The following is a 22,140-nucleotide window of genomic DNA, read 5'->3' on the forward strand; positions in this document are numbered from 1 at the left end:
CCCTGGCAGGTGGTTGGGGGCGGGGGTTCGCGCGGCGTCCTGGTCTGCCACTCAGCCTCGCCGGCGTTTGAGGCGCGGGGTCCGGGGCGGAGCCCCGGTTGAGGGAAGAGCGGGGGAACGCCGAAGGGCCCGGCCGGAACACCTCCGGCCGGGCCCTTCGGGGGTGGGGTCAGCTCGTCCTGCGGAGGCGGAACGTCAGGGACAGGCCCTCGTCCTCGAACGGCTCGCCGTACGCCGCGTCCGCCTCGCCCTGCGCGTAGTCCAGGGCCAGCACCTCGTCCGCGATCAGGGACGCGTGCTCGGTCAGGGCCTCGGCCGTCGCGGGTGACGTGGACGTCCAGCGGACGGCGATGCGGTCCGCCACGTCCAGGCCGCTGTTCTTGCGGGCTTCCTGGATCAGGCGGATCGCGTCACGGGCAAGGCCCGCACGCCGCAGCTCCGGGGTGATCTCCAGGTCGAGGGCGACCGTCGCGCCCGAGTCGGACGCGACCGACCAGCCCTCGCGCGGGGTCTCGGTGATGATGACCTCGTCCGGGGCGAGCGACACCGTCTCGCCGTCGACCTCGACCGAGGCCGTGCCCTCGCGCAGGGCCAGCGACAGCGCGGCCGCGTCCGCGTTCGCGACGGCCTTCGCCACCGCCTGGACGCCCTTGCCGAACCGCTTGCCCAGCGCCCGGAAGTTCGCCTTCGCCGTCGTGTCGACCAGCGAACCGCCCACCTCGGACAGCGCGGCCACCGAGGAGACGTTCAGCTCCTCGGTGATCTGGGCCTGCAGCTCGGGGGAGAGGCCCTCGAAGCCCGAGGCCGCGACCAGGGCCCGGGACAGCGGCTGACGGGTCTTGACGCCCGACTCGGCCCGCGTGGCCCGGCCCAGCTCGACCAGCCGCCGCACCAGCGCCATCTGCGTCGAGAGGGCGGGGTCGATCGCCGTCAGGTCCGCCTTCGGCCAGCCGGAGAGGTGGACCGACTCGGGGACGTCCGGGGCGACCGGCACGACCAGGTCCTGCCAGACCCGCTCGGTGATGAACGGCGTCAGCGGGGCCAGCAGCCGGGTGACCGTCTCGATCACCTCGTGCAGGGTGCGCAGCGCCGCCTTGTCGCCCTGCCAGAAGCGGCGGCGGGAGCGGCGCACGTACCAGTTGGACAGATCGTCGACGAACGCCGACAGCAGCTTTCCGGCGCGCTGGGTGTCGTAGCCCTCCAGCGCCTGGGTGACCTGGTCGACCAGGGCGTTGAGCTCGCTGAGCAGCCAGCGGTCCAGGACCGTGCGGTCGGCCGGCGCGGGATCGGCCGCGGACGGCGCCCAGTTCGACGTACGGGCGTACAGGGCCTGGAAGGCCACCGTGTTCCAGTACGTCAGGAGCGTCTTGCGGACGACCTCCTGGATCGTGCCGTGGCCGACGCGGCGGGCCGCCCACGGGGATCCGCCCGCCGCCATGAACCAGCGGACGGCGTCGGCGCCGTGCTGGTCCATGAGCGGGATCGGTTCGAGGGTGTTGCCCAGGTGCTTGGACATCTTCCGGCCGTCCTCGGCGAGGATGTGGCCGAGGCACACGACGTTCTCGTAGCTGGACTTGTCGAAGACCAGGGTGCCGATCGCCATCAGCGTGTAGAACCAGCCGCGCGTCTGGTCGATGGCCTCGGAGATGAACTGCGCCGGGTAGCGGCTCTCGAAGATCTCCTTGTTCTTGTGGGGGTAGCCCCACTGCGCGAACGGCATCGAACCCGAGTCGTACCAGGCGTCGATGACCTCGGGGACGCGGTACGCCTCCAACTGGCAGCTCTCGTGGGAGCAGGTGAACGTGATCTCGTCGATGAACGGGCGGTGCGGGTCGAGATCCGAGAGGTCGGTGCCGGTGAGCTCGCTCAGCTCGGCGCGCGAGCCGACGCAGGTGAGGTGGTCGTCCTCGCAGCGCCAGATCGGCAGCGGGGTTCCCCAGTACCGGTTACGGGACAGTGCCCAGTCGATGTTGTTGTTCAGCCAGTCGCCGTACCGGCCGTTCTTGACCGAGTCGGGGAACCAGTTGGTCTTCTGGTTCTCCTCCAGGAGGCGGTCCTTGATCGCCGTCGTGCGGATGTACCAGGACGGCTGCGCGTAGTAGAGCAGCGCGGTGTGACAGCGCCAGCAGTGCGGGTAGCTGTGCTCGTACGGGACGTGCCGGAAGAGCAGACCGCGGTCCTTGAGGTCCTCGGTGAGCGCCTCGTCGGCCTTCTTGAAGAAGACGCCCCCGACCAGCGGCACGTCCTCCTCGAAGGTGCCGTCGGGGCGGACCGGGTTCACCACCGGCAGTCCGTACGCCTTGCAGACCAGGAGGTCGTCGGCGCCGAAGGCGGGGGACTGGTGGACCAGACCCGTCCCGTCCTCGGTCGTCACGTACTCGGCGTTGACGACGTAGTGGGCCTCGGCCGGGAAGTCGACCAGCGCGAACGGGCGCTCGTACGTCCAGCGCTCCATCTCGCGGCCGGTGAACGACTGCCCGGTGACCTCCCAGCCCTCACCCAGCGCCTTCTCGACGAGCGGCCGGGCGACGACGAGCTTCTCCTCGCCGTTCGTCGCCACGACGTACTCGACCTCGGGGTGCGCGGCGACGGCCGTGTTGGAGACCAGGGTCCAGGGGGTCGTCGTCCAGACCAGGAGTGCGGCCTCGCCGGCCAGCGGGCCGGAGGTGAGCGGGAAACGTACGAAGACCGAGGGGTCGACGACCGTCTCGTACCCCTGGGCCAGCTCGTGGTCCGAGAGGCCGGTGCCGCAGCGCGGGCACCAGGGGGCGACGCGGTGGTCCTGGACCAGCAGGTCCTTGTTGAAGATCTCCTTCAGCGACCACCACACGGACTCGACGTACTCGGGGTCCATCGTGCGGTACGCGTCATCGAGGTCGACCCAGTAGCCCATCCGGGTCGTGAGGTCGGTGAAGGCGTCGGTGTGCCGGGTCACGGACTCGCGGCACTTGGCGTTGAACTCGGCGATGCCGTACGCCTCGATGTCCTTCTTGCCGTTGAAGCCCAGCTCCTTCTCGACCGCGAGCTCGACCGGCAGACCGTGACAGTCCCAGCCGGCCTTGCGGCCGACGTGGTAGCCCTGCATGGTGCGGAAGCGCGGGAAGACGTCCTTGAAGACGCGGGCCTCGATGTGGTGGGCGCCGGGCATGCCGTTGGCGGTCGGCGGGCCCTCGTAGAAGACCCACTCGGGGCGGCCCTCGGACTGTTCGAGGCTCTTGGCGAACACCTTGTTCTCGCGCCAGAAGTCGAGCACGGCGTGCTCCAGCGCGGGAAGGTCGACCTGGGCGGGTACCTGGCGGTACAGCGGCGATGTCATGTGCGGGCTTCCTCCGGCGGACGTGTTCCACTTCCGTCGGAGGGACGAGAACCCTGGGGCTCCCGCGGTACCACCCTCCTTGGCCCCGGGTGTGCGCCCGTGGCCCCCTCATTGGGGTGCGATGCCGGCTCTACTCGCCTTGTGCCCGTGGGCTCCGCCCACGGTCCAAAGCTTTCTTCCGACGGCTCCGGGTGATCTTCACGACGCGCTCGCCCCCGGGCTCTCACCGTCCCCGGGTCGCTCCTGGCTGCGTACGACGCTACTCGTCCCATCCACGCCTCTCGCTGCCGTCAGTGTACGGGCCCGGGGGCGCGTCGGCCGACCGTATGACCGACGGCCCCGGCGTGACCCGAATGGCCAGACGCGGCGCACGGAGTCCCGGCACGGCCGGGCGGGTGAGCGGAAGACGGATTACCCGGCGGGGAGCTGGGCACAACGGATTCAGGCGCGCTGTGATCCGGACACGGGGAGGGGCGATTCGGCGGCGTGCCCCGTTGCCGCGGGACTGGGGTCGACTTATCGTCCCAGCACGACTCGCGAGCAAGATCACAATGTGTGAAGGGGCCGCGGCCATGGTGGCGAAGAAGACCGCCGTAAAGAAGACGGCGTCAGCGGGATCCACGGGCTCGGCGGCCGAGGAGAAGGCGACGAAGAAGGCCGCCGAGAAGGCGGCGCCCAGGAAAGCGGCGACCAAGAAGGCGGCGGCGAAGAAGACCGCCGCGAAGAAGACCGCGGCCGGGAAACCGGCCGGTCAGGAGCCGGCACCTGCCGCCGGGACCGATGAGCACGGGGCGCCGGCCGGCACGGCTCCGGCGAAGGCGACGAAGAGCGCGGCCGGGAAGTCCACGGCCAAGAAGGCTTCGAAGAAGGCCGCCGCGGCGGCCACGGGGGCGGCCGCGGCCGCCGAGCAGACGGGAGCCCACACGGTGGTAGCCAAGAAGAGCGCGGCCAGGACCCGGCCCGCCGGCCGGGGCACGGCACCCGTGCCCCCGGCCCGCGCCGCCGCGACCACACCGGGGGCGGGGGCCGTACGGCCGGGTGAGGACCCCTGGACGCCGGAGGAGGTCGCGGCCGCGCGGGCCGAGCTGACCGGCGAGATCACCCGGCTGCGCACCGAGCTGGAGACGTCGGGCGCGGCGCTGGCCGGCCTGATGCGCGACTCGGGCGACGGGGCGGGTGACGACGAGGCGGACACCGGTACCAAGAACATCACCCGCGAACACGAGATGTCGCTCGCCGCGCACGCCCAGGAGACGCTGGAGCAGACCGAGCGGGCGCTGGCCCGCCTCGACGCCGGGACGTACGGCCTCTGCGAGATCTGCGGAAATCCGATCGGCAAGGCGCGGATGCAGGCGTTCCCCCGGGCCACCCTCTGTGTCGAGGACAAACAGAAGCAGGAGCGACGCGGCTGATCCCCACCGGTGTGTCGTACCCTCGTCCTCAGTCGGGAACTAGGTTGAGGGACTCACGTGGCAGAGGCGGAGCGCATCATCGGTACGCCGGACATCCCTGAGGCTGAGGGACACGACGGAGCCGAGCCGGAGCGGAGCGGCGACGGGGCCGGTTCCCCGGACGGGCAGGCGGCGGACACCGCTGCCGCCGAGGACGGGGAAGCGGCGGTCGACCGGTCGCCGGCCAGGCGCCGGCGCCGGATCATCCTGCTCTTCTGCGTCGCCGTCCTTGCCTACCTGCTCGACCTGAGCAGCAAGATGCTCGTGGTGGCGAAGCTGGAGCACCAGGAGCCGATCGAGATCTTCGGCAGCTGGCTCAGGCTCGACGCGATCCGTAACGCGGGAGCGGCGTTCGGCCTGGGCGAGGCCTTCACGATCATCTTCACGATCATCGCGGCGACCGTCATCGTGGTGATCGCACGGCTGGCCCGCAAGCTCTACAGCCTGCCGTGGGCCATCGCGCTGGGTCTGCTGCTCGGCGGTGCGCTGGGCAACCTCACCGACCGCATCTTCCGCGCGCCGGGTGTCTTCGAGGGTGCGGTGGTCGACTTCATCGCCCCCGCCCACTTCGCCGTCTTCAACCTGGCCGACTCCGCGATCGTCTGCGGCGGCATCCTGATCGTGATCCTTTCCTTCAAGGGCCTGGACCCCGACGGCACCGTGCACAAGGACTAGGACGCGCAAGGCATACTCGACAGGTGAGTACGCATCCCGAGATCCGAACCCTGCCCGTACCCGATGGCCTGGAAGGCGAGCGTGTGGACGCCGCCATTTCCCGCATGTTCGGTTTCTCCCGTACCAAGGCCGCAGAGCTGGCCGCCGCCGGGAAGGTACAGGTGGACGGTTCGGTGGTCGGGAAGTCCGAGCGGGTGCGGGGCGGCGCCTGGCTGGAAGTCGAGATGCCGCAGGCACCCGCACCGGTCCAGATCGTCGCCGAGCCCGTCGAGGGCATGGAGATCGTCCACGACGACGACGACATCGTCGTGATCATGAAGCCGGTCGGTGTCGCCGCGCACCCGAGCCCCGGCTGGACCGGCACCACCGTCATCGGCGGCCTCGCCGCCGCCGGGTACCGGATCTCCACCTCGGGCGCCGCCGAGCGCCAGGGCATCGTGCACCGGCTCGACGTCGGCACCTCGGGGCTGATGGTCGTCGCCAAGTCCGAGCGGGCCTACACCCTGCTGAAGGCCCAGTTCCGGGACCGGATCGTCGACAAGAAGTACCACGCGCTGGTCCAGGGCCACCCTGACCCGATGAGCGGCACCATCGACGCCCCCATCGGCCGCCACCCCACCCACGACTACAAGTGGGCGGTCGTCGCCGAGGGCAAGCCGTCGGTGACGCACTACGACCTGATCGAGGCGTACCGCGCCGCCAGCCTCCTGGACATCAAGCTGGAGACCGGCCGCACGCATCAGATCCGCGTGCACATGTCCGCCCACCGCCACCCCTGTGTCGGCGACCTGACCTATGGCGCCGACCCGACGATGGCCAAGCGGCTGGGCCTGACCCGGCAGTGGCTGCATGCCGTACGGCTCGGCTTCGAGCACCCCTCCGACGGGCGGTGGGTGGAGTTCTCCAGCACCTACCCGGACGACCTCCAGCAGGCCCTCGACCGGATCGCGGCGGAGAGCGAATGACCGGCGCACCCCTCTCGTACACCACCCGCACCGTCACCGGTGAGCAGGACCGGGCCGCCTGCTTCCAGGTCCGCAAGGACGTCTTCGTCGGCGAGCAGAACGTGCCGGAGGAGATCGAGTACGACGCCTACGACGACGCCGCGGTGCATGTCATCGCCGTCGCGGCGGACGGCACCGCGCTCGGCACCGGACGGCTGCTGCACGGTCCCGGCACGGAGGCGAAGACCGGCGGCGACCTCACGGTCGGCTCGCTCGGCCGGCTCGCGGTGACCCGGCAGGCGCGCGGCCTCGGAGTCGGCGCGGCGCTGGTGCGGGCCATCGAGGACGCGGGCCGCGACCTCGGCCTGGCCGCCGTCGACCTGCACGCCCAGACGCACGCGCTCGGCTTCTACGAACGGCTCGGCTACGAGGTCTACGGGCCCGAGTTCCCCGACGCGGGCATCCCGCACCGGGCGATGCGCCGCGCCCTCAACGGCTAGGGCGTTCCGAAAGTAGCGCCGTCCGCCCGTGGGGCAGTCGGGGCTCTCACAACACGCCCCAAGGGCTGTCTGCGACGGGTCTGCCTCCCGGTCAGTCCGGTAGGCCCCACTTCGCCCACGCCCCGTTCGACGGCACGTCGCGCGGACCCGTCGGAGGAATGATCGGCCAGGAGAGGTGCCTGGAGGGGGTGTTGTCGGGATTGCGTGCCTTGCATGGCAGGCTGGAACCCCGTATCGGCCGATCACCGAGGCCGGTTCGCCGCGCTCGGAAGGCACCTCGTGGACCAAATGGCCCTGTTGCTCCTGCTGTTGCTCGGAGCGGTGGTCACTGTGCCACTGGGGGACAAGCTGGGGCTGCCCGCGCCGGTGCTGATGACGCTCGTGGGCGTCGGGATGGCCTTCCTCAGCTTCGTGCCGAATGTGGACATCCCGCCGGAGATCATTCTTCCCGCGCTGCTTCCGCCGCTGCTCTACGCCTCCGTGCAGCGCACCTCCTGGCGGCAGTTCGCCGCCAATAAACGACCGATCTTTCTGCTGGCCGTGGCGCTGGTCTTTCTGACGACGGCCGCCGTGGCCGCGGTCGCCAACGCGATCGTCCCCGGGCTGCCCATCGCCGCCGCCGTCGCACTCGGCGCGCTCGTCGCACCGCCGGACCCGGTCGCGGCGACCGCCGTCGCGGGTTCGGTCGGGCTGCCCCGCAGGCTCGTCTCCATCCTGGAGGGCGAGGGGCTGTTCAACGACGTGACCGCGATCGTGCTCTACCACGTGGCGATCGCGGCCGCGGTGAGCGGCACCTTCTCGCTCCCGGAGGCATTCGGACTGCTGATCCTGTCCGCCGTCGTCGCGGTGGCGGTGGGCGTCGCGCTCGGCTGGCTCACCATCAAACTCATGGGCCTGCTCGGCGATGCCACCCTCCAGGTCGGACTCACCCTGCTGGTGCCGTTCGTCAGCTATGTGCTCGCCGAGGAGCTGATGGGCTCGGGCGTCCTCGCCGTTCTCACCACCGCCCTCTTCCTCGCCGAGCACACCGCCGACGCCGACGACGTGCTCGGCCGGCTCACCGGCCGCACCTTCTGGGAGATCGTCGACACCCTCGTCACCGGCGTCGCCTTCGGACTGATCGGCCTCGAACTGCACAACGTCTTCGGCACGGCCGACGGGCGCGAACTGCAGATGGCCGGCTGGGCGCTGGCCGTCGTCGCGGTCGTCGTCGGTGTCCGGCTGCTCTACCTGCTGCCGGCGACCTGGCTGGCCAAGCGGCTGCACACCCGCCGCGACGTCAGCGAGGAGATCCCCACCGGCTGGCGGGAGACCGTCGTCATGTGGTGGGCCGGGATGCGGGGGGTGGCGTCGGTCGCACTGGCCCTCGCGATCCCCCTGAAGACGGACGACGGAAAGCCGTTCCCGGCCCGCGACGAGATCGTTTTCATCGCCTTCGCCGTGATCATGGTCACCCTGGTCTTCCAGGGCCTGACCCTGCCGTGGCTGGTGCGCAAGCTGCGGGTCAGGGCGGACACCGACGCCGAGGAGGCACTGGAGAAGGACCTCGCGATCCGGGCCGCCAGGGCCGCCAAGGAGCGGCTCAAGGAGATCCAGGAGGTCGAGGAGTTCCCCGAGGACGTCGTGGAGCGCCTCCAGCGGCTGGCCTACGACGTGGGGGCGCGGATCAGCCCCGACATGGTCGACGACGAGCGGCGCGAGGCGTACGCCAAGCGCACCGAGCGGTTCAAGGCGGTCAGCCGCATCCAGCGCGAGATGATGTCGGCCGCCCGCCACGCGGTGCTCGCCGCCCGCAGCGAGGCCGGCGCCGACCCCGAGATCGTGGACCGGGTGCTGCGGCAGCTGGACGTACGCAGTCTGCGCTGACCCGCTCCAGGGGGTTCTGCGGGGGCGCGGCCTGTCAGCCGCGCCCCATCCGCGGCGCCCTGGTCCGGCCCTCCGGCTTCCCGCGGGGGTGGGAGTAGACCGGCCGGTCGTCGGCGGGCGGCAGCGCCGCGGGCGCCGTCGCGATGCGCGGCAGCGCGTACGGGTGGTGATCACGCAGCCAGCCGATCAGCTGCTCCCGGACCGCGCAGCGCACCGTCCAGATGTCGTCCGCATCCTTCGCCGTGACCACCGCGCGCACCACGACCGTGGAGGGCGTCGTGTCCGTGACGGCCAGCGACCAGTTCCGGCCGTCCCACGCGGCGCACTCGCCCAGGATGTCCCGCAGCTGTTCGCGCATCGCGGCGACCGGCGCCGAGTGGTCCAGGTGGAAGAAGACCGAACCGGTCATCTGCGCCCCGCCGCGCGACCAGTTCTCGAAGGGCTGGCTGGTGAAGTAGGAGACCGGCATCGTGATCCGCCGCTCGTCCCACGTCCGTACCGCGAGGAAGGTCAGGGTGATCTCCTCGATCGTGCCCCACTCCTCGTCCACCACCACGGTGTCACCGATGCGCACCATGTCGCCGAAGGCGATCTGCAGGCCCGCGAAGAGGTTGCCGAGCGTGGACTGGGCGGCGACACCGGCGACGATGCCGAGCACGCCGGCCGAGGCCAGCATCGACGTGCCCACCGCCTGCATGGCCGGGAACGTCAGCAGCATCGCGGCGACGGCGACCGTCGTCACGATCGCGGTGACCACCCGCTGGATCAGCGTCACCTGCGTCCGTACCCGGCGCACCCGCGCCGGGTCCCGGGTGTTCGCCGCGTAGCGCGCGTACACCGAGTCCACCACCGCGATCGCGATCCGCACCACCAGCCAGGCCGAAGCGCCGATCATCACCAGCGTCAGCACCTGCCCGATGCCCGTGCGGTGGTCCCGGATCGGTTCGAGCCGGGTATGGGTGTAGCTGGCCCGCAGCAGCGCCGTGCACAGGATGACCTGGAACGGTATCCGGCAGCGCCGCAGCAGCCCCCACAACGGGGTCTCGTGATGCCGCAGGTCGGCCCGTCTGAGCAGCAGGTCGACCAGCCAGCCGACCAGCAGCGTGATCAGCGCCGAACCCCCGACGACGATCACCGGACGCAGTACGTTCTCCATCCTGTCGCTCTCCAAGCTCTCGACGGCAAATGGCACCATGGGCCTCATGAACATCATGCTTTTCCACTCGACGTACGGTCTGCGCCCCGCGGTGCACGCGGCCGCCGACCGGCTGCGTGCAGCCGGGCACGAGGTGCGCGTGCCCGATCTTTTCGCGGGGCACACCTTCGAAACCGTCGAGGAAGGACTGGCCTTCCAGCAGGAGACGGGCAAGGAGGAGCTGCTGAAGCGGGCCGTACTGGCCGCGGCACCCTACTCCGACTCCGGTCTGGTCTACGCGGGCTTCTCCCTCGGCGCGTCCGTCGCCCAGACGCTGGCGCTCGGGGACGCGAAGGCGCGCGGGCTGCTGCTCTTCCACGGCACCTCGGACATCGCCGAGAACGCCTCGGTGGACGAGCTGCCCGTACAGCTGCACGTCGCCGACCCGGACCCGTACGAGACGCACGACTGGCTGAGCTCCTGGTACCTCCAGATGCAGCGGACCGGCGCCGACGTCGAGGTCTACCGCTATCCCGGCGCCGGTCATGTGTTCACCGACGCGGAGCTGCCGGACTTCGACCGGGCGTCGGCCGAGCTGGCCTGGAAGGTGGCGGCCGGCTTCCTCGCCACGCTGTGACGAGCACGTGGTGACAGGCATGCCGTGACGCACGCCAAGGGCCCCGCGCGAGAACAGCGCGCGGGGCCCTTCGCAGCCGGTTTTCCGGGGGCAGGTCAGCCCTTCAGCGCCGCGGTGACCGCGGTGGTGAAGTCCGCCACCGTCATGGGCGCGTTCTTCTTGTCCGAGCCGGTCAGCGTCTTGCCGTCCATCTTGAGCGTCGGGGTGCCCCCGACGCCGCTCTTGTCGAAGGTCCCGGACATCTTCATCGCCCAGGTGTCGAACTTGCCGTCCTTGACGTTCTTCTGGAACGCGGCGTTGCCCTTCAGGGCCTTCACCGTGTCGGCGACCTTGATCAGGTACGAGTCGTCCTTGAACTTGTCCTCGGTCTCGGACGGGTGGTACTTCGCCGAGTAGAGCGCGTACTTGTAGTCGAGGAAGGCCTCGGGGCTCACATCGAGGGCGGCACCCAGCGCGCTCAGCGCGTTCTTCGAGCCCTCGCCGTTGTCGCTGTTGTCGATGAACGTGGCACCGACGTACTTGATCTTGTACTTGCCGGCGTCGATGTCCTTGTGGACCGTCTCGCCGACCGTCTGCTCGAACGTGGCGCAGATCGGGCAGCGGGAGTCCTCGTACAGCTCCAGGGTCTTCTTGGCCGTCGACTTGCCGACGACGACGGTCGTGCCGTCCTTGCCCGAGGTGTTCTTCGGCGCGGTGACGTTCTTCGCGTCGGCCACCTCGTCCCAGTGGTCCGGCTTGTTCAGCTGCATCACGCCGTAGCTGACGCCTGCGGCGATCACGAGGACGGCGACGATCGAGACGCCGACGACGACCTGCCGGCGGGTCTTGTCCTTCTTGGCCTGGCGCTCGCGCTCGGCGCGCAGCCGCTCGCGGGCGGCGGACTTGTTGGCCTGGCTGTTGCGCTTGCTCATGGTCGTTCTCCGTGGGGTGTGAGGTCGTACGTCAGGGGGACTCGTGTGCCGCTCAGGCGGTGGCGCAGGCCGAGCGCGGCGGTCCCCTCCGTCCCACGGAGTGCACGAGGAGGCGGGCGGGTGCGGGTGTGTGGGGGCCGCGGGAGGCCGGCCGGGCCGGGCGGCGTACGCGGTGACGGGCCGTGCCCGCCACGGCGACCGCGACCAGCAGCGGCCGGAACGCCAGCAGCGCGAAGGCGCCCAGCAGACCGGCGAGCGCCAGCTCACCCCGGTGCAGCCAGGCCGCGGCGAGCAGCCCGACCGTGACATGCGCGGCCAGCAGCAGCCACGGCACCATGGGGCCCGGGGAGGCCAGCAGACCGGCGGCGCGGTGCCCGCCGCCGGTCACCGAGGCCAGCGGGGTACCCATGTCGCCGAACCGGGCCGCCCCCGCGCCGAGGCCGCCCCCACCGCAGAACACATCGACGCCCACCGAACGCAGCGGACCGGCGATCGGGCCGCCCGCGGCGCCGTAACAGAGATGCTGTCCGGTGGTGAAGACGGTGTCGGCGGCCAGCTCCAGCGGCACCAGCAGCCCGGCGATCGCCCCGAAGCCGCGCTCCCGGCCGGCCAGCGCGTACGCCACGGCGAAGACCCCGCCGGCCAGCAGGGCGACGAGGCTCAGCGGCAACGGGACCCGGGAGAGCAGCACATGGGACGCAGCGGAGAGCGTCACGACGAGCGCCGTGAAGAGCGCCGCGCGTACGACTCTGAGCTGGGTCCCGGATATGTCCATCGTCGAGGAGTGTCGCATGTGAACCTGTAAGCGACTCCTAAAGCCTGTGCTCCCGGTGCCTACAGCCCCGGGATCCGGCCGTTGCGGAACAGGTCGACGAAGATCTGGTGGTCCGCTCGCGCCCGGGCACCGTAGCTGTGGGCGAAGTCCACCAGCAGCTCCCCGAAGCCCTCCTCGTCCGCGGCGATGGCCGCGTCGATCGCCCGCTCGGTGGAGAACGGCACCAGCGAGTGGCCGCTCTCGTCGTCCGCCGCGGAGTGCATCGTCGCCGTCGCCCGGCCGAGGTCGGCGACGACCGCCGCGATCTCGTCGGGCTCGTCGATGTCGGACCAGTCCAGATCCACCGCGTACGGCGACACCTCGGCGACCAGCTGACCGGAGCCGTCCAGCTCGGTCCAGCCCAGCCACGGGTCGGCGTGCGCCTGCAGGGCGCGCTGCGAGATCACCGTGCGGTGACCCTCGTGCTGGAAGTAGTCCCGTACGGCCGCGTCCGTGATGTGCCGGGAGACTGCGGGGGTCTGCGCCTGCTTGAGGTAGATCACCACATCGTTCTCCAGGGCGTCGCTGTTGCCCTCCAGAAGGATGTTGTACGAGGGCAGTCCTGCCGATCCGATGCCGATCCCGCGCCGGCCGACGACGTCCTTCACCCGGTAGGAGTCGGGGCGGGTCAGGCTCGACTCCGGCAGCGTCTCCAGATAGCCGTCGAACGCGGCCAGCACCTTGTAGCGCGTCGCCGCGTCCAGGTCGATCGCTCCGCCGCCGTCCGCGAAGCGGCGCTCGAAGTCACGGATCTCGGTCATCGAATCCAGCAGCGAGAACCGGGTCAGCGCGCGGGCGTCGCGCAGCGCCCCCAGGAGCGGGCCCTCGGCGGTGTCCAGCGTGAAGGGCGGCACCTCGTCGTTCTTGGCGCCCGTCGCCAGCGCGTGGATGCGCTCGCGGTAGGCCGCCGCGTAGATCCGGACGAGCTCGGTGATCTGCTCGTCGCCCAGCGCCTTCGCGTAACCGATCAGGGCGACGGAGGCGGCGAAGCGCTTGAGGTCCCAGGTGAAGGGGCCCACATAGGCCTCGTCGAAGTCGTTGACGTTGAAGACGAGCTGGCCGTTGGCATCCATGTACGTGCCGAAATTCTCCGCGTGCAGATCGCCGTGGATCCACACCCGGCCGGTGCGCTCGTCGAGATACGGGCCGCCGTTCCGCTCCCGCTCCAGGTCGCCGTAGAACAGGCACGCCGTGCCCCGGTAGAAGGCGAAGGCAGACCCCGCCATCTTGCGGAACTTGACCCTGAAGGCGGCGGGATCGGCGGCCAGCAGCTCACCGAAGGCGGTGTCGAAAACCTCAAGGATCTGCTCCCCGCGCTGCGCTGCGCCGGTCTGCGTTTCCGACATCTCTGGGTGCCTCCTGGTACCTGGCGTGCTTGACGACGTGCATGACAAATGAGACCGGTGTCCCCGCTCTTCCAACGCGCGACCGTATCCCGGAGTGCCCGCCGCTTGTCACCTCGGAGACGTAGACTTCCACGCTGTCCACCCAAGCCGACATCCCCAGTTTCCCCGGAGGCACAGCGCCGTGACCAAGCCGCCCTTCACGCACCTTCACGTCCACACCCAGTACTCGCTGCTGGACGGTGCCGCGCGGCTCAAGGACATGTTCGAGGCGGCGAACACGATGGGCATGTCGCACATCGCGATGACCGACCACGGCAACCTCCACGGCGCCTACGACTTCTTCCACTCGGCCCAGAAGGCGGGTGTGACGCCGATCATCGGGATCGAGGCCTATGTCGCTCCCGAGTCCCGCAAGCACAAGCGCAAGATCCAGTGGGGTCAGCCGCACCAGAAGCGGGACGATGTCTCGGGTTCCGGTGGTTACACCCACAAGACGATCTGGGCGTCCAACAGCACGGGACTGCACAACCTCTTCAAGCTCTCCTCGGACGCCTACGCCGAGGGCTGGCTGCAGAAGTGGCCGCGCATGGACAAGGAGACGATCTCCAAGTGGTCCGAGGGCCTGATCGCCTCCACCGGGTGCCCCTCGGGTGAGCTGCAGACCCGTCTGCGCCTCGGCCAGTTCGACGAGGCGGTCAAGGCGGCGGCCGAGTACCAGGACATCTTCGGCAAGGACCGCTATTTCCTGGAGCTGATGGACCACGGCATCGACATCGAGCGCCGGGTCCGCGACGACCTGCTGCGGGTCGGCAAGAAGCTCGGCATCCCGCCGCTCGTGACGAACGACTCGCACTACACCTACGCGAACGAGGCGACGGCGCACGACGCGCTGCTCTGCATCCAGACCGGCAAGAACCTCTCCGACCCGGACCGCTTCCGCTTCGACGGCACCGGCTACTACCTGAAGACGACGGACGAGATGTACGCCGTCGACTCCTCGGAGGCCTGGCAGGAGGGCTGCGCCAACACCCTGCTGGTCGCGGAGCAGATCAACACCGACGGCATGTTCGAGAAGCGCGACCTGATGCCGAAGTTCGACATCCCGGAGGGCTTCACCGAGGTCACCTGGTTCCAGGAAGAGGTCCGGGTCGGCATGGGCCGCCGCTACCCCGGAGGCGTCCCCGAGGACCGGCAGAAGCAGGCCGAGTACGAGATGGACATCATCATCCAGATGGGGTTCCCGGGGTACTTCCTCGTCGTCGCCGACTTCATCATGTGGGCCAAGAACAACGGCATCGCGGTCGGCCCCGGCCGTGGCTCCGCCGCCGGTTCGATCGTCGCGTACGCCATGGGCATCACCGACCTCGACCCGATCACCCACGGGCTGATCTTCGAGCGCTTCCTCAACCCCGAGCGCGTCTCCATGCCCGACGTCGACATCGACTTCGACGAGCGCAGGCGCGTCGAGGTGATCCGGTACGTCACCGAGAAGTACGGCGCCGACAAGGTCGCCATGATCGGCACCTACGGCAAGATCAAGGCCAAGAACGCCATCAAGGACTCCGCGCGCGTCCTCGGCTACCCGTACGCGATGGGCGACCGCCTCACCAAGGCGATGCCCGCCGACGTCCTCGGCAAGGGCATCGACCTCAGCGGCATCACCGACCCCAAGCACCCGCGCTACAGCGAGGCGGGCGAGATCCGGGGGATGTACGAGAACGAGCCGGACGTCCAGAAGGTCATCGACACCGCGAAGGGCGTCGAGGGCCTCGTCCGGCAGATGGGTGTGCACGCCGCAGGCGTGATCATGTCCAGCGAGCCCATCGTCGACCACGCCCCGCTCTGGACGCGGCACACCGACGGCGTCACCATCACGCAGTGGGACTACCCGCAGTGCGAGTCGCTCGGCCTGCTGAAGATGGACTTCCTGGGTCTGCGCAACCTGACGATCATGGACGACGCCATCAAGATGGTGAAGGCCAACAAGGGCATCGACCTGGAGATGCTCGCCCTGCCGCTGGACGACCCCAAGACGTACGAGCTGCTCTGCCGGGGCGACACGCTCGGGGTGTTCCAGTTCGACGGCGGCCCCATGCGCTCGCTGCTGCGCCAGATGCAGCCCGACAACTTCGAGGACATCTCCGCCGTCTCGGCCCTGTACCGGCCGGGCCCGATGGGGATGAACTCGCACACGAACTACGCCGAGCGCAAGAACGCCCGGCAGGAGATCACTCCGATCCACCCGGAGCTGGAGGAGCCCCTCAAGGAGGTCCTCGGGCTCACCTACGGCCTGATCGTCTATCAGGAGCAGGTGCAGAAGGCCGCCCAGATCGTCGCCGGGTACTCGCTCGGCGAGGCCGACATCCTGCGCCGCGTGATGGGCAAGAAGAAGGCCGACGAACTGGCGAAGAACTTCGTCCTCTTCGAGGCGGGCGCCAAGAAGAACAACTTCTCCGACGCCGCGATCAAGGCGCTGTGGGACGTCCTGGTGCCCTTCGCCGGATACGCGTTCAACAAGGCGCACTCCTCCGCGTACGGTCTCGTCACCTACTGGACCGCCTACCTCAAGGCGAACTACCCCGCCGAGTACATGGCGGCCCTGCTGACCTCGGTCAAGGACGACAAGGACAAGTCGGCGGTCTACCTCAACGAGTGCCGCCGCATGGGCATCAAGGTGCTCCCGCCGAACGTCAACGAGTCCGAGTCGAACTTCGCCGCGCAGGGTGACGACGTCATCCTCTTCGGCCTGACGGCCGTCCGTAACGTCGGTCAGAACGTCGTCGACTCGATCATCCGGTGCCGCAAGTCGAAGGGGAAGTACAGCAGCTTCCCCGACTTCCTCGACAAGGTCGAGGCGGTCGTCTGCAACAAGCGGACCGTGGAGTCGCTCATCAAGGCCGGCGCCTTCGACGAGATGGGCCACACCCGCAAGGGGCTCGTCGCCCACCACGAACCCATGATCGACAACGTGGTGCAGGTCAAGCGCAAGGAGGCCGAGGGGCAGTTCGACCTCTTCGGCGGCGGTGAGGAGGACAGCGACGAGCCGGGCTTCGGGCTCGACGTGGAGTTCTCCGACATCGAGTGGGAGAAGTCCTATCTGCTGGCCCAGGAGCGGGAGATGCTCGGGCTGTACGTCTCCGACCACCCGCTCTTCGGTATCGAGCACGTGCTGAGCGACAAGTCCGACGCCGCGATCTCCCAGCTCACCGGAGGCGAGCACAGCGACGGGGCGATCGTCACCATCGGCGGCATCATCTCCGGCCTCCAGCGCAAGATGACCAAGCAGGGCAACGCCTGGGCCATCGCCACCGTCGAGGACCTGGCCGGCTCCATCGAGTGCATGTTCTTCCCCGCCACCTACCAGCTGGTCTCCACCCAGCTCGTCGAGGACACCGTCGTCTTCGTCAAGGGACGCCTCGACAAGCGCGAGGACGTGCCCCGGCTCGTCGCCATGGAGATGCAGGTGCCCGACATCTCGAACGCGGGCACCAACGCCCCCGTGGTGCTGACCATCCCCACGGTCAAGATCACCCCGCCCATGGTCAGCCGGCTCGGCGAGGTGCTCAACAGCCACCGCGGCGACACGGAGGTGCGGATCAGGCTCCAGGGCCCCCGCAAGACCACGGTGCTCCGCCTCGACCGGCACCGGGTGAAGGCCGATCCGGCGCTCTTCGGTGACCTGAAGGTCCTGCTCGGCCCGTCCTGCCTGGCCGGCTGAGAACCGGGACCGGCCCGCACGCACGAGAGGGGCGCCCCGCGAAAGCGGGAGCGCCCCTCTCGGTCATCGGCCTGCGGCCGTACCGGAGGTGTCCGGTCAGTTGTGGCCGAAGCGCCGCTGGTGCTTACGCGCAACATCGGACGGGCTGCCCTGGGACTGCGCCTGGGGCTGGTTCTGCGACTCGAAGGCCGTCGACTGTGCCTCCTGCGCACCGCGCTCCGACTCGGAAGCGCGGTCCTGCTGGCTGCCCTGCTTGCGGTTCTTGTTCTTGGCCATGGTCTTCCTCCTATGGGGACTCTCGGGGCCAGGACCGCTGTCAGATTCACATAATCGGATAAACGCCGCATGTTGGATCATTACAGTGCGTAGTGAGGGGGTATGATGCGCCGTTTTGCCGATCCGCCACGCCGATGATCGAGTTCCGGCCGTTAACCCACGCGTGGTCGGGCAGACTCGAAGGAAACTCTGAGTGAGCGGGCCCGCCCCTTCTTTCCGGTGGACGGACCCGTTGGACCCGTTCCCGAATTCCTGGAAGAGGGTGGAACGCGTGGACCGTTGCGTCGTCCTGGTGGACGCCGGCTACTTGCTGGGTGCAGCCGCGAGTCTGCTGGCCGGAGAGCCCGCCCGTTCCCGCATCACCGTTGACCACGCCGCCCTGATCCAGGGGCTGAGGGAGCGGGCGGAGGCCGATACGGAACAGCCGCTGCTGCGGATCTACTGGTTCGACGGCGCCCCCGATCGCGTACCACAGCCCGAGCACCGCAGACTGCGCGTCATGCCGCGGGTGACGGTGCGCCTCGGGGCACTCACCCGCAGTGACGGACGGTGGGCGCAGAAGGGCGTCGACGCGGCGATGCACGCCGAGCTCACCGAGCTCGCGAGGAACCGCGCCTGCTCCGACGTGGTCCTGGTGACGGGTGACGGCGATCTGCTGCCCGGCCTGATGTCCGCCAAGGAACACGGCGTCGCCGTCCACCTCTGGGCGGTCCAGGCCGCCGACGGGGACTACAACCAGTCCGAGGACCTCGTCGCCGAGGCCGACGAACGGCGGGTGCTGGACCGGGCCTGGATCACCCGCGCGGTGCGGGCCAAGGAGACCGGCGGCCCGTGCGCGCCGCCGCCCGCCGCACGGAATTCCGAGATCGCCGCGATCCTCTCCGCGCCGCTGCCGGAGGCGGCCCTCGCGGCCTCGGTCGAGCGGGGCTCCCAGGCCCAGGCCGAGGCCGTCCGCGACGGGGCGTCCGCACCGCCCGACGAGAGCGCCGCCCACCCCCCGAACAGCCACACCGGCCGGGGGGTGCCCACCCCGAAGGACCTCGCGGGCACCCTGCGCGGACCGGGCACCCAGCCCGCCCAGCACCCCACCCAGCCGGCGCCCGCCAACGCCACCCTGCGCTGGTCGTCGGACCGTGGCTGGGTGGAGCGCGGCGGCCCCCTCGGTGAGCCCCCGGAGACCGCGTCCCTGCCGACCCTGGCCCAGCTCACCAGTGCCGAGCAGCGCTGGGCGGACCGCGAGGAGGACATCACCACCGTCGGCGGTGACCCTTTCGAGGTGGGGCAGGTCTTCGCGCGGCGCTGGATGGAACGCCTGCCGGAGACGGTCCACCTGCAGAAACTGTCCACCATGTACCCCCGTATCCCGCACCGCATCGACGGTGAGCTGCTCCGGTACGCCGCCCGGTTCGGACTGCTCGCCCACAAGGACGACCAGATCGACGAGCACGACCGATATGCGATCCGGGCGGGGTTCTGGCGCGAGATCGATGTGCGGGCCGCCGCCGAGCACACCCCGCCGACGGCCGAGAAGCACGCTCCGCCGGTGGGGCAGACGGAGAAACCGGGTCCGGCCGCGGACTGAGTCCGCTCGGGGTGCCGGGGCGCTCAACCCGGGCGGCGTTTGCTGCGTTGATGTCCGATCGGTGCGGCCCCGGGCGTAATGGGGGCGCGCGGACCCCGTACTCTCGTACCTCGTGAGTACGGGCACAGCACAGGCGCAGACGGCGGACGGCACCGTGTGCTCGGTGCGTGACCTGGTCAAGACCTACCCCGCGGCCCGGGGCCGGCGCGGCACGCCCGCCACCCCCGAGGTGCGCGCCACCGACGGCATCAGCCTGGACATCCGGCGCGGCGAGATCTTCGGGCTGCTCGGACCCAACGGCGCCGGCAAATCCACCCTCGTACGGCAGCTCACCGGGCTGATGCGGCCCGACTCCGGCAGCGTCGACATGCTCGGCCACGACCTGGTGCGTCACCCCGATCGGGCCTCCCGGCTGCTCGGCTACCTCGGCCAGGAATCGACCGCACTCGACGAACTGACGGTGGGGCTCGCCGCCGAGACCACCGGACGGCTGCGCGGACTGACGGTTCGCGAGGCCCGCGCCGAGCGTGACGCCGTGCTCGGCGAACTCGGCCTCGGCGAGCTCGCCGGCCGGCCCCTGAAGAAGCTCTCCGGCGGGCAGCGGCGGCTCGCCTGTGTCGCGGCCGCGCTGGTCGGGGAGCGCCCGGTGCTCATCCTCGACGAGCCGACGACCGGCATGGACCCCGTCGCCAGGCGCGCGGTCTGGGCCGCCGTCGACCAGCGGCGGGCCGAGCGCGGGGCGACGGTGCTGCTGGTCACTCACAACGTCATCGAGGCCGAGACCGTCCTCGACCGGGTCGCCGTCATCGACCGCGGCAAGGTCATCGCGTGCGACACCCCGGCCGGGCTCAAGGACCAGGTCGCGGGCGAGGTCAGGGTGGAGCTCGTCTGGCGCGAGCGGGCACCGCTGGACGTGCCCGAGGTCGCGGCGCTGCGGGCGGCCGCGCAGGAGTCCGGGCGTCGCTGGGTGCTGCGGCTCGGGCCGGACGAGGCGCGTGCGGCGGTCGCCGCGGTGACCGGTGGCGCGGCCTTCGCGGCGCTCGACGACTTCACCCTGGCGACGCCGAGCCTGGAGGATGTCTATCTGGCGCTCGGCGGGGGCGCGACCAAGGGGCTGGTGAAGTCATGAGCGCGATGCGCGCGACGACTGGCGCGGCCGAGACGGACCGGTGCGGGCGTGCGGCCGGGCAGGGACCGAACAGGAGCAGCGCCAGGTGACGAGCATCGTTCCCGCGGAGGCGGTGTCCGGGCAGACCGGACAGTCAGCACACCCCGGGCAGTCCGGCCGGCACGGCCGGGACGGTTCCGTCGACGGCCTGAGCGCCGAAGGGCGGAGCACGCTCGCCGCTCCGCTCGCACCGAGGGCCCGGCTGTTCCCCTCGCTCGCGGCCGTCTACCGGGCCCAGCTCTCCCGGGCCCGGGTCGCCCGCATCCCGCTGCTCTTCGTGGCGACCTTCCAGTCCGTCGGGATCATGGTCCTGATGCGCGGAGTCGTGGACGGCGGTTCCGAGGCGCGCGCCGTCGTCGCCGGGTCCACCGTCCTGATCGTCGCCTTCGTCGCGCTCAACCTGCTGGCCCAGTACTTCGGGCAGCTACGGGCCGGCGGCGGGCTCGACCACTACGCGACGCTGCCGGTGCCGCCCGCCGCGGTGGTACTCGGAGCTGCCGGGGCGTACGCCTCCTTCACCGTGCCCGGCACGGTCGTCACGGCCGTGGCGGGGAGCGTGCTCTTCGGGCTGCCGCTGACCCACCTGTGGGTGCTCGTCGCCGTCATCCCGCTCTCCGGTGCGGCGCTCGCCGGCCTCGGCGCCGCGCTCGGGCTGCTCGCGCCCCGGCAGGAGCTGGCCACGCTGCTGGGCCAGCTGGGCATGTCCGCGGCGCTGCTGCTGGGTGTGCTCCCGGCGGACCGGCTGCCCGCGCCGATCGGCTGGGCGCGCGACCTGCTGCCCTCCACCTACGGAGTCGAGGCGCTCGCCCGTTCCTTCGACGCCCACCCCGACTGGGCGGTCGTCGCCCTCGACCTGGCCGTCTGCGCCGTCGTGGGCGTGCTCTCGCTGGCCGTGGCGACCTGGGCGTACCGCAGGGCAGCGGTCCGGTGAGGCGCGGCACAGGGACGCCTGGCACGATGGCACGGTGACAGCACCTCTGACGCCGCCGCACCAGCCCTCGCCCCACGACCCGTGGCAGAAGCCGCAGAAGGGGGGCGGCCCCGCCGGCTCCCATCTCTGGCCCCTGCCGGAGGCGCCGGGGGCGAAGGATCTCCGTACGGACCTGCGCCGGGCCGGGATCGTCTGCGCGGCCGTGACGGTCGCCGGGGTCGGGCTCGGGCTGCTGTGGCTGTGGCTGGCTCCCCGGGTGCCGCTGATCTCCGACAGCACGGCCGTCTTCCTGAGCGACAGCGAGGGCGAGGAGGCGATCGGGGCCGACGGAACGTTCGCGCTGCTCGCGCTGGCGTTCGGCGCGGTCTCCGCGGTGCTGGCCTTCCTCTTCCACCGACGGGGCGGGGTCCCGGTCGTCGTGGGTCTCGCGCTGGGCGGAGTGCTCGGCTCGCTGCTCGCGTGGCAGCTGGGGACGCGGCTGGGGCCGACCGACGACGTGGTCGCCCACGCACGCGCGGTCGGCAAGGGCGTGATCTTCGACGCGCCGCTCGAACTGCGTGCGAAGGGGGCGTTGCTGGCGTGGTCGCTGGCGGCGATGGCCGTGCACCTGGGGTTGACGGCGATGTTCGGACCGCGGGATCCGGAACCGGAGTGGGGGGTCTACCACGGGCCGGAGGGCGCGCCGGTGTACGGGGACGCGCCGTCGCCGGGGACCGGGCCGTCGGGCGGGCCCGCCGCCGGTCCCTCGCCCGAGCCGCCTGCGCCGCCTTCGGGGTCGTAACGGGGCCGGTGGGCCGCTGCGCGGGGCTTGCCCCCTCCCCGCCCCTTCCCGAAACCGGGGCTCTGCCCCGGACCCCGGTCCTCAAGCGG

17 protein-coding genes are annotated in these 22,140 nt (G+C 70.6%); 11 read left to right on the plus strand and 6 right to left on the minus strand.

Annotated features, from left to right (window positions below):
- Nucleotides 1-169: 169 nt before the first annotated feature.
- Nucleotides 170-3,316 carry an isoleucine--tRNA ligase gene (gene ileS, locus ACFVW8_RS30845; RefSeq protein WP_389695776.1) on the minus strand — a complete coding sequence of 1,049 codons (3,147 nt, stop codon included), beginning with the start codon at nucleotides 3,314-3,316 and terminating at the stop codon, nucleotides 170-172.
- 572 nt (nucleotides 3,317-3,888) lie between these two features.
- Between ileS and ACFVW8_RS30850 the strand changes: the two genes are divergently transcribed.
- From ACFVW8_RS30850 to ACFVW8_RS30870, 5 genes are all read left to right on the plus strand, one after another.
- Nucleotides 3,889-4,728, plus strand: a complete 840-nt coding sequence (locus ACFVW8_RS30850; RefSeq protein WP_389695778.1) for a TraR/DksA family transcriptional regulator — start codon at nucleotides 3,889-3,891, stop codon at nucleotides 4,726-4,728.
- Nucleotides 4,729-4,785: 57 nt separating this feature from the next.
- Nucleotides 4,786-5,442, plus strand: a complete 657-nt coding sequence (lspA, locus tag ACFVW8_RS30855; protein WP_389695780.1) for a signal peptidase II — start codon at nucleotides 4,786-4,788, stop codon at nucleotides 5,440-5,442.
- 23 nt (nucleotides 5,443-5,465) lie between these two features.
- A complete protein-coding gene (locus tag ACFVW8_RS30860) occupies nucleotides 5,466-6,407 on the plus strand; it encodes an RluA family pseudouridine synthase (RefSeq protein WP_389695782.1) in 942 nt (313 codons plus the stop codon).
- Entirely contained in the window at nucleotides 6,404-6,886 is a 483-nt protein-coding gene (locus ACFVW8_RS30865; protein WP_389695784.1) for a GNAT family N-acetyltransferase, read from the plus strand. The genes ACFVW8_RS30860 and ACFVW8_RS30865 overlap by 4 nt, the downstream gene beginning before the upstream one ends.
- 279 nt (nucleotides 6,887-7,165) lie before the next feature.
- Nucleotides 7,166-8,752 carry a Na+/H+ antiporter gene (locus tag ACFVW8_RS30870; RefSeq protein WP_389695802.1) on the plus strand — a complete coding sequence of 529 codons (1,587 nt, stop codon included), beginning with the start codon at nucleotides 7,166-7,168 and terminating at the stop codon, nucleotides 8,750-8,752.
- Between the two features lie 34 nt (nucleotides 8,753-8,786).
- Here ACFVW8_RS30870 and ACFVW8_RS30875 read toward each other — a convergent pair whose 3' ends face one another.
- On the minus strand, nucleotides 8,787-9,908 hold the full coding sequence (locus ACFVW8_RS30875) for a mechanosensitive ion channel family protein (RefSeq protein ID WP_389695804.1): 1,122 nt from the start codon (nucleotides 9,906-9,908) through the stop codon (nucleotides 8,787-8,789).
- 37 nt (nucleotides 9,909-9,945) lie between these two features.
- On the opposite strand from ACFVW8_RS30875, the gene ACFVW8_RS30880 reads away from it, so the two are divergent.
- On the plus strand, nucleotides 9,946-10,524 hold the full coding sequence (locus tag ACFVW8_RS30880; RefSeq protein ID WP_389695786.1) for a dienelactone hydrolase family protein: 579 nt from the start codon (nucleotides 9,946-9,948) through the stop codon (nucleotides 10,522-10,524).
- A 95-nt stretch (nucleotides 10,525-10,619) separates the two neighbouring features.
- Here ACFVW8_RS30880 and ACFVW8_RS30885 read toward each other — a convergent pair whose 3' ends face one another.
- Genes ACFVW8_RS30885 through ACFVW8_RS30895 form a run of 3 tightly spaced genes read right to left on the minus strand, consistent with a single transcriptional unit; the run spans nucleotide 10,620 to nucleotide 13,595 of the window.
- On the minus strand, nucleotides 10,620-11,435 hold the full coding sequence (locus ACFVW8_RS30885) for a DsbA family protein (protein WP_389695788.1): 816 nt from the start codon (nucleotides 11,433-11,435) through the stop codon (nucleotides 10,620-10,622).
- A 52-nt stretch (nucleotides 11,436-11,487) separates the two neighbouring features.
- Nucleotides 11,488-12,210, minus strand: a complete 723-nt coding sequence (locus ACFVW8_RS30890) for a hypothetical protein (protein WP_389695790.1) — start codon at nucleotides 12,208-12,210, stop codon at nucleotides 11,488-11,490.
- 59 nt (nucleotides 12,211-12,269) lie between these two features.
- Nucleotides 12,270-13,595, minus strand: a complete 1,326-nt coding sequence (locus ACFVW8_RS30895; protein ID WP_389695792.1) for a DUF2252 domain-containing protein — start codon at nucleotides 13,593-13,595, stop codon at nucleotides 12,270-12,272.
- A gap of 181 nt (nucleotides 13,596-13,776) precedes the next feature.
- On the opposite strand from ACFVW8_RS30895, the gene dnaE reads away from it, so the two are divergent.
- Nucleotides 13,777-17,313 (plus strand): DNA polymerase III subunit alpha, encoded by a 3,537-nt coding sequence (dnaE, locus tag ACFVW8_RS30900; protein ID WP_389695794.1) that lies wholly within the window; start codon nucleotides 13,777-13,779, stop codon nucleotides 17,311-17,313.
- 96 nt (nucleotides 17,314-17,409) lie between these two features.
- On the opposite strand, the gene ACFVW8_RS30905 is transcribed toward dnaE, so the two are convergent.
- On the minus strand, nucleotides 17,410-17,589 hold the full coding sequence (locus ACFVW8_RS30905) for a hypothetical protein (RefSeq protein WP_389695796.1): 180 nt from the start codon (nucleotides 17,587-17,589) through the stop codon (nucleotides 17,410-17,412).
- Nucleotides 17,590-17,851: 262 nt separating this feature from the next.
- Here ACFVW8_RS30905 and ACFVW8_RS30910 point away from each other — a divergent pair, with 262 nt between their 5' ends.
- The 4 genes from ACFVW8_RS30910 to ACFVW8_RS30925 all read left to right on the plus strand — a co-directional run bounded on the left by ACFVW8_RS30910 (nucleotide 17,852) and on the right by ACFVW8_RS30925 (nucleotide 22,051).
- Nucleotides 17,852-19,171, plus strand: a complete 1,320-nt coding sequence (locus ACFVW8_RS30910) for an NYN domain-containing protein (protein WP_389695798.1) — start codon at nucleotides 17,852-17,854, stop codon at nucleotides 19,169-19,171.
- A 154-nt stretch (nucleotides 19,172-19,325) separates the two neighbouring features.
- Nucleotides 19,326-20,300, plus strand: a complete 975-nt coding sequence (locus ACFVW8_RS30915; RefSeq protein WP_389695806.1) for an ABC transporter ATP-binding protein — start codon at nucleotides 19,326-19,328, stop codon at nucleotides 20,298-20,300.
- Between the two features lie 187 nt (nucleotides 20,301-20,487).
- Nucleotides 20,488-21,270, plus strand: coding sequence for an ABC transporter permease (locus tag ACFVW8_RS30920; protein ID WP_389695808.1), 783 nt, complete (start codon nucleotides 20,488-20,490; stop codon nucleotides 21,268-21,270).
- A gap of 34 nt (nucleotides 21,271-21,304) precedes the next feature.
- Nucleotides 21,305-22,051 (plus strand): ABC transporter permease, encoded by a 747-nt coding sequence (locus tag ACFVW8_RS30925; RefSeq protein ID WP_389695800.1) that lies wholly within the window; start codon nucleotides 21,305-21,307, stop codon nucleotides 22,049-22,051.
- Nucleotides 22,052-22,140: the final 89 nt, after the last annotated feature.

This window comes from Streptomyces sp. NPDC058221 (genome assembly GCF_042882365.1).
Lineage (GTDB): Bacteria > Actinomycetota > Actinomycetes > Streptomycetales > Streptomycetaceae > Streptomyces.